9 protein-coding genes, 1 tRNA gene and 1 pseudogene are annotated in these 7,667 nt (G+C 55.7%); 10 read left to right on the forward strand and 1 reads right to left on the reverse strand.

The features are described from left to right. Positions 1-85: 85 nt before the first annotated feature. Entirely contained in the window at positions 86-385 is a 300-nt protein-coding gene (locus JWG43_RS16875; RefSeq protein WP_205244121.1) for a hypothetical protein, read from the reverse strand. Positions 386-583: 198 nt separating this feature from the next. Between JWG43_RS16875 and JWG43_RS16880 the strand changes: the two genes are divergently transcribed. The 10 genes and pseudogenes from JWG43_RS16880 (at position 584) to JWG43_RS16930 (ending at position 7,550) form a co-directional block, all read left to right on the forward strand. Further along, complete coding sequence (locus JWG43_RS16880) at positions 584-1,300, forward strand: hypothetical protein (protein ID WP_205244122.1); 717 nt, start codon at positions 584-586, stop codon at positions 1,298-1,300. A 59-nt stretch (positions 1,301-1,359) separates the two neighbouring features. Then, positions 1,360-1,435, forward strand: a tRNA-Phe gene (locus JWG43_RS16885). Positions 1,436-1,717: 282 nt separating this feature from the next. Further along, a pseudogene (locus tag JWG43_RS20335) lies at positions 1,718-2,088 on the forward strand (SLC13 family permease); the annotation flags it as partial. Between the two features lie 316 nt (positions 2,089-2,404). After that, a complete protein-coding gene (locus JWG43_RS16900; RefSeq protein ID WP_338033281.1) occupies positions 2,405-2,701 on the forward strand; it encodes an SLC13 family permease in 297 nt (98 codons plus the stop codon). A gap of 211 nt (positions 2,702-2,912) precedes the next feature. After that, the gene (locus tag JWG43_RS16905; protein ID WP_240193661.1) at positions 2,913-4,070 is read left to right on the forward strand and encodes an MlaE family ABC transporter permease; all 1,158 of its coding nucleotides are present in this window, start codon (positions 2,913-2,915) and stop codon (positions 4,068-4,070) included. After that, entirely contained in the window at positions 4,067-4,831 is a 765-nt protein-coding gene (locus JWG43_RS16910; protein ID WP_205244126.1) for an ABC transporter ATP-binding protein, read from the forward strand. Before JWG43_RS16905 ends, JWG43_RS16910 begins: the two co-directional genes overlap by 4 nt. Before the next feature lie 18 nt (positions 4,832-4,849). After that, the gene (locus tag JWG43_RS16915) at positions 4,850-5,926 is read left to right on the forward strand and encodes an MlaD family protein (protein WP_205244127.1); all 1,077 of its coding nucleotides are present in this window, start codon (positions 4,850-4,852) and stop codon (positions 5,924-5,926) included. Beyond that, a complete protein-coding gene (locus JWG43_RS16920) occupies positions 5,923-6,519 on the forward strand; it encodes a PqiC family protein (protein ID WP_205244128.1) in 597 nt (198 codons plus the stop codon). Before JWG43_RS16915 ends, JWG43_RS16920 begins: the two co-directional genes overlap by 4 nt. A gap of 69 nt (positions 6,520-6,588) precedes the next feature. Beyond that, positions 6,589-7,248: an HAD-IB family phosphatase gene (locus JWG43_RS16925; RefSeq protein WP_205244129.1), complete on the forward strand. Its 660-nt coding sequence runs from the start codon at positions 6,589-6,591 to the stop codon at positions 7,246-7,248. Continuing rightward, positions 7,245-7,550 (forward strand): iron-containing alcohol dehydrogenase, encoded by a 306-nt coding sequence (locus tag JWG43_RS16930; protein WP_205244130.1) that lies wholly within the window; start codon positions 7,245-7,247, stop codon positions 7,548-7,550. Before JWG43_RS16925 ends, JWG43_RS16930 begins: the two co-directional genes overlap by 4 nt. Positions 7,551-7,667: the final 117 nt, after the last annotated feature.

A 7,667-nucleotide genomic window follows, 5' to 3' on the forward strand; every position in this document is an offset into this window, starting at 1 on the left:
AGGCGATGGCCTCGTCAATGAACTGAAGAGATAATGCGTCGAAACGTTCGAGGATGCTCTGCATGGCAGAAACACCTTGCCATGCTTAATCGCTGTTGTCCAGGATTATTTGTGGGTAGATGACAGATGCCCCGAAGGACGGCTGGTGAAGGGTATCATGAAGGATTCCGCTGAAATTATAACCTGATGACAGCAGGATATATTCAATAATCAGGAGTTTATCTGTCACGAATTCAGGTTTATGCTTGTACCATGCATCCATGGCGGCTGGACAACGCTCACTGATCCAGATCGTATCCATCGAGATGTGGCTCTCTTCTTCTGATTCTTTGGTACGCTGACAAATGTACTCCTCGTACAAGCAGCTCTTTGCCTGCGGTTGCATTCGTCAACGCGCATCGGCTCAGCTTAACCATCGCCTTCCCGAATGGGCACTACGCAAGAAGAACCTTTTTCATTTTCTTTTTTTTATCTCATACCTTGATTTTTTTTTCTTCGCTGTGCGATAATGCCTGAAATGGTTCTTTCCGCTTTGTTCCGGCTCCTGCCGCATGAACCTTTCCCTTACCTAGTCGAGATAGTTATGCGTTGTCCGAAATGTGGTTATACGTCCTTTGATCATTTGGAAGTCTGCAAGAAGTGCAGTCGGGCCATTGGCGATCTCGTCCACGGGATCCATGGCACTGTATACAATGCCCTGGCACCGATGTATCTTAACCTGACAGAAAAAAAGCCCTCCCAATCTACCACTGTCTCGGCGACCAGCATGGCGATGAGTGCAGAGATCGAGGAGAGTGAAGGCGATGCCATCCTGCGACAGGGGATCGACACGGAATTTTCCCCTGAAAACGACAGTACTGCTGCCGCCATCACAGATGAAAAAGAACCGATCGTGGACCTGGATGAGCTGGAGGAAGTCTCCCTGAATGATGAATTCACTCTTGATTTGGGTGACGAAGAGGACGAGAAAGAAGCCAAGCTGCCGGCTCTCGATTTCGGCGACCTGGATATTTCTGATCTTGCTCCACCGTCCGACAAACATTTTCAGCAGCCGGAACCAGAGTTGGAACCCGTCGCTGCCCTGTCAACGGAGCCTGCAGCGGCGTCACCTGCCCAGGACGCCGCAGCAACACCCGTCCTGGAAGACCTCCAGTTCAATGGGTTGGATCTGGAGGCCCCGGCGCGATTTGTCAGCGGCAGTGCCGCGGGCAAACGCTATTCTCCCTCGGTGAAAACCGGCACTGCTCTCGATAAATTCGACATCGACCTGGGCGACTTGTTCAAGAAGGATCAACAATAAAAAAATCGTTGACAAGCAACACCTGCTTTTGCTAAGTATGCATGTCTTCAAGCACAGCCGCCGAGATAGCTCAGTCGGTAGAGCAACGGACTGAAAATCCGTGTGTCCCTGGTTCAAATCCTGGTCTCGGCACCAGTAAAATCAAGCACTTAACGAGAAATCGTTAAGTGCTTTTTTTTTAAACGCGCTATTGCGCCGTGTCGCGGGGAAGGGCAAGAGCCCCATCCCCGCATAAGAATTATCATCCCCCAACCCATAAGGTGTAGTATGAACTTCTTGACTCCTCTATCGTAGGCCTCTGTCAACCGCCTCACCATGGAGGCGGTTGACAGAGGCCTACAACCTAAATCGTCTTTGGCCATATCCAATGAATACTGAACTTTTTTTGCCCTCGCCCTGCTCCTTGCCGCCGTGGTTATGTTCGTGATCAACAAATCCCGTATGGATGCCGTAGCGCTCATCATGTTAGTGTTGCTGCCCTTTACAGGGGTGATCACTATGAGCGAGGCGCTCGCCGGTTTCAGCGACGTAAACATCATCCTCATTGCCGCCTTGTTCGTGATGGCGAGGGGTTGATGCGGACCGGTGTGGTCCAAAGGTTGGGAGACTGGCTTACCGTCAAGGCAGGCAATAGCGAAACCCGCCTGCTCATGCTGCTCATGCTGGCGGTGGGCATTCTCGGATCGGTAATGAGTTCGACCGGCGTTATCGCCATTTTCATCCCCGTGGCGCTTCGCATCGCGCAGAGCACGGGCATTTCTGCTTGTCGCCTGATGCTGCCGATGAGCGTGCCCCCCGAAATGGATGAGATGCTGCCGGCACCCGACAAAGCAACCCAAACGATCGCCTGCCTCCTGTTAATGGTGGGCTTGATGATCAGCGGCGTCGTCCCGAACGTTCAGGCCGTATTAATCGTTTCCTGAATCCGTGACGGCTGGACTCTTGTTATAGATATATCTTGCTGTAATAATTTTTTAATTGTAGCGAAATCCTTGGTAATAAATTTCACCAGCCGCCCTTCGGGGCATCCGTCCGCACGCCATCTTTATTGCCCGTAACCGTCCGATAAAGTGTACTTTAATCGAACGGTCACAGACAATAAAGCTGACGCACGGACGAACGCTCACGGATCCAGGCGTTTGCCTTTTGATGGGCGCCCTTCGATGTGTTGATTTCGAAAGCGCCTACCGCTGCATCCATTGGAAGAGTCTCATCCTCATCGTCGGCATGCTCCCGTTTTTCCTCGCGCTGCAGCGAACCGGAGGTCAGTGCCTGGTGCTAGGTCGGACCAACTATTCTCCGCGTCCGATCTCCAGGGAGCATTGCGCGGTAACGGAAAGTCAGTACGTTACCTTGTCAACACGAGCGCATCGTTCGGCTTCCAGGCAGGCGCCCGGTTGACGGTGATCTTTCTCCTGTTCAGGACAAACGAATCGCTGAGGCGTTTCCAGAACAGGTTTCACTTAAAATTTTCAATATCTTGTTTAGACAAATGAAGCCACTTCTCCCATGACCAGCGGCGCATTACAGGTCATCGCTGACTCCCGACTCCTCAAAGGTCAAACAAGGAAGCCTCGGTCCAACACGATAGAATCCTAGGTATTTATTGGTTATGATGAGCACTCGCGAACAGAGCGTCCCTCCGGACTCCCGGATACATATCGACAGGTACGACACGGATACCCTGGTCATTCGACTCTCCGGAGTCTGGAAACTCGACTTGGAACTGCCCTCCACAGCATCCGTGATCCGGGAGATCGAATCACAGCAACCGGTGCGCGGCGTGATCTTAGAGGACAAGGGGATCAGCGGGTGGGACAGCGGGCTGCTCACCTTCCTGGTCAAAATAGTCGAGCACTGTTCCACGGCCGGGATTGAGGTCACCGGGAACGCGTTGCCCGAGGGGGTTCGGCGCCTGCTTGCCATGGCCAGGGCGGTTCCCGCGCGAGCGGGGGGGAAGAAAGAGGGCAGGCGCGAACCCTTTTTGCCCCGCGTCGGTTCCCAGGCCCTCTCTTTCTGGCGTTCCACGTTGGAGACCGCTGAGTTTGTCGGGGAGGCGGCCATCGCGTTCGCCCGCATGGTCCGGGGCAGGGCCACCTTCCGGCGCTCCGACCTCGCCTTGCTGCTCCATGAGTGTGGGGGGCAGGCCCTGCCTATCGTCTCCCTGATCAGTTTGTTGGTGGGGCTGATTCTGGGTTTTGTGGGCGCCATCCAGCTCAGACTCTTCGGCGCCGAGGTGTTTGTGGCCGACATCGTGGCCATTGCCATGGTTCGGGTCATGGGGGCGGTCATGACCGGGATCATCATGGCCGGTCGAACCGGGGCGGCGTTCGCGGCCCAGATCGGGACCATGCAGGTCAACGAGGAGATCGACGCCTTGAAAACCATGGGCATTTCCCCAGTTGAGTTTTTGGTCCTGCCGCGAATGATCGCCCTGATCGTGATGATGCCCCTGCTCTGTGCCTATGCTGACCTGATGGGTATTCTGGGAGGTTTTATCGTGGGCGTGGGCATGCTGGGCATCAATCCCATCGAGTACCTGAACCGAACCCAGGAGGCGCTGACTCTAACCTACTTCTGGATCGGATTGTTTCACAGCTTGGTCTTCGGGGTGCTGGTGGCCCTGGCCAGTTGCCTGCGGGGCATGCAATGCGGGAGAAGCGCATCCGACGTGGGTTCCGCGGCGACCAGGGCCGTGGTCTCCAGCATCGTGGCGATTATCGTGGCCACGGCGATCATCACCTTCCTCTGCGAGGTACTGAATATATGACCACGCCGGAACCGGTGATCACTGTGGGCAACCTGGAAATGGGCTACGGAAACTTCGTGCTGATGAGCGACCTGACCTTCACGGTGAACCGGGGGGACGTGTTCATCATCATGGGGGGCAGCGGGTGCGGCAAGAGCACCCTGCTCAAGATCCTGGTCGGTCTCAAACCTCCCTCCAAAGGACAGGTCTTGCATGGCGACGTCAATTTTTGGCACACGGACGCTGAGACCCGGGAGTCGATCCAGAGACGGTTCGGCATCCTCTACCAGAGCGGGGCGCTCTGGAGTTCCATGACCTTGGCGGAAAACATCGCCCTGCCCCTGGAGCAGTACACGAAGCTCAAGCCCGATCAGATCAGGGAAGTCGTGGCCCTGAAGCTCGCCCTGGTGGGCCTGGCCGGATTTGAGGATTTCTACCCCTCCGAGATCAGCGGGGGGATGAAGAAACGGGCCGGACTGGCCAGGGCCATGGCGCTGGATCCCGACATCCTCTTTTTTGACGAACCTTCAGCGGGGTTGGATCCGGTCAGTTCCCGTCTGCTGGACGATCTGATTCTGGAACTCAGGGCAAGCCTGAATACGACCATCGTCATCGTGACCCATGAGCTGGCCAGCATTTTCGCCATCGGCAACAATTCGGTCTTTCTGGACGTGGAAAAGCGCACCATGACCGCAAGCGGGGACCCAAGCAAGCTGCTGGCCGCTCCCCCCAATCCTAACGTCCACAAATTCCTGACACGCGGAGAAAATCAGCATGCCTGATTTACCATGGAGTGCTTCATGAGCAAAGCAGCAAACAAAACCATGATCGGCCTGTTTGTGATGGGTGCGGTCGCCCTGATTATTGTGGCTGTCGGAGTCCTCGGTTCCGGAAGGTTCTTCCAGGAAAGATTCACCTATGTCCTGGTCTTCGAGGGAACGGTCAGCGGGCTGAACGTCGGCGCGCCGGTAAACTTTCGCGGCGTGCGTGTGGCCGAGGTCAGCGACGTCCATATTCATTTTGACCTCGAGGAGCAGGACATAATCGTCCTGGTCTTCGTGCAATTCGCTCAAGGCACATTGGGCCGGAACACCTACGAAGCATTAGTCCAGCGCGGCGCTACGCACGCCGAGGTGATGAACGGGTTCGTGGAGCGAGGACTGCGGGCCAGGCTGGAAATGCAGAGCCTGGTCACCGGACAATTGGGTATTGGGCTGGATTTCTTCCCGGACAGGCCCGCGGTCTACACCAATATTGTTCCGGAGATCCCGGAGATTCCCACCATCCCGACGACCCTTCAGGCCGTGGCCCATACGCTGGAGGAAATTCCTCTGCATGAAATTGTCACGAATATCAACCGGAGTCTTGAGAGTATCGCCACTGTTGTCCAGGTCCCGGAACTCACCCAGATCATCGCGAACCTCAACGCCACTATCCTGGACGCTCAACGACTGATTCGCAACGTGGATACCCAGGTCCAGCCTTTGAGCACCGAATTAACGACAACGCTTGGCGATTCCAGGACACTGATCGGCCACGCGAACGAGCAGATCGTCGCCCTGGGGACGAGTTTGAACCAGGCGATGGGAGACGGACGCTCCTTGATCCACCAGGCCGGCGATAATATCGGCGATCTGTCGCGGGAGCTTCAGGAGACCATGGCCACGGTCTCAGGGGCAATCGAATCCGTGGAGGCCCTGGTCGCCGAATTGCGGGTTTCCGCCAGAGCCGACTCGGCGCTGATGTTACAGCTCAGGGACACCATGCACGAGATTGAAAAAATGGCCATGACCTTTCGCAACCTGGCTGATCAACTGGACCGACACCCCGAGTCCCTGCTGCGGGGCAAGGGCAACCCCAGAAGGAATGCACCATGAAAAGATACAAGGCTTCCGCCCTTTTTGCCTTTCTGTACCTGGCAGCACTCTGTTTTTCCGGCTGTTCGGCGACAAGAAGTCAGCCCGCGGACTTCTATCTGCTCAGTTCGCAACCCCTGCCGCAGCTGGCTGAGCGGGATGGACTGGTCGGCGTTTTGCCGGTCAGGGTCCCGGACTATCTGGACAGACCTCAGATCGTGACCCGGACCGGGAAAAATACGCTAGACCTGAATGAATTCAACCGCTGGGCGGAACCGCTCCGGATGAATATTACATCGGTCCTGGTGCAAAATCTCTCGCACCTCCTGGGGACCGACGCAATCATCAATACCAACCAGAATTTTGGTCACCCCTTGCGGTTTCAGGTCGGAGTGGAAGTACAGCGCTTCGACGGAGAGTTGGGGGGGACGGTCATTTTGAGCGGACGATGGAGTATCCACAGCGACGACAGAAAACAGACCGTTGTCGGAAGGGGCTTCTCTTTTCACGAACAGACACGGTCGGCAAGCTATGAGGACTATGTCGTGGCTCTGAGTCAGGCCATCGACGAGTTGAGCCGCGTTATCGCCGAGGAACTGGAACGAATTTTGTAATGTGTGGATACAAATATCCGAACAAATCAGAATCAGGTCTTGAAATATCAGTGTTGCAAGAGACATCCCATGACAGACAAGGTTTTTATCAGTGATTTCGACGGGACCATGACCGGCAACGAATTTTATAAACTTGCCGCCTCCCATCTTCTGCCCACCAATGCTCTTGACCCATGGCGGGCCTATCTTGAAGGCAGGGTAACCCACTTCGCGGCCCTGCAGACCATTTTCGCCCATATCAGCGCTCCCGAGCACAAAATCCTGGAACTTCTCGGAGCCATGGATCCCGACCCGGATCTGGCCGGATCAGTGGAAAGGCTGCGCTCGGCGGGTTGGGACGTGGTCGTGGCTTCGGCCGGATGCGAGTGGTACATCCAGCGCATCCTTGCCATGGCGGGCACCGAACTGACTGTGCACGCCAACCCCGGTGAATATATGCCGGGTGGCCCGTTGCGCATGCAGGCCCCTGAGGATTCACCCTTCTATTCGTTGGAAACCGGCGTGGACAAGGCAGCCGTGGTCCGCTTTCACCAGCAACGGGCAACTGCCGTGGCATTTGCCGGCGACGGCTTCACCGACCTTCCGGCTGCCCTGCTTGTTCGGCCAGCCCTTCGTTTCGCCCATGGCGACCTGGCCCACGCCCTAGACAGGAGGGATGAGCGGTATCGCCCGTTTGCCGTCTGGACTGACGTGGTCAATACGCTGCTCGACCCCGGAGAAGGCCCATGAAGAACACCTCTCGACAAATCAAGGTACCGTCCCTGGTGCGCATCAAGCCTGGAGCCCTGGAGAGGCTTGGAATCTACCTGCGCCGTGACGGACATAATCGTGTCCTTGTCCTGGCCAGCAAAGGTCTCCCGCAGATCCTTCGCAAAGCGGCGCAAAAGAGCCTTACATCTGACTGCTGTGAGAGGTTCGAATGGATTGAGGTGAGCGACAACAGTTTTGAAGATGCCGTAGGTTTTTTTGCGGATATGCCGTACCAGGTGAGCGCCGTTATCGGGTTTGGCGGAGGGCAGTTAGGAGTCTAGCAATAATAACCTGTACACTTTTTGTTTTGCATTGACGATTTTTTGACTGTATAGTCGCAGCATGGACAACCTTGCCATGCTCCAGCAAAAATATGAGCTTTTGCGGCCCCATCTTGA

Origin of the sequence: Desulfobulbus alkaliphilus (genome assembly GCF_016918545.1) — a bacterium.
GTDB classification, from domain to species: domain Bacteria; phylum Desulfobacterota; class Desulfobulbia; order Desulfobulbales; family Desulfobulbaceae; genus Desulfobulbus; species Desulfobulbus alkaliphilus.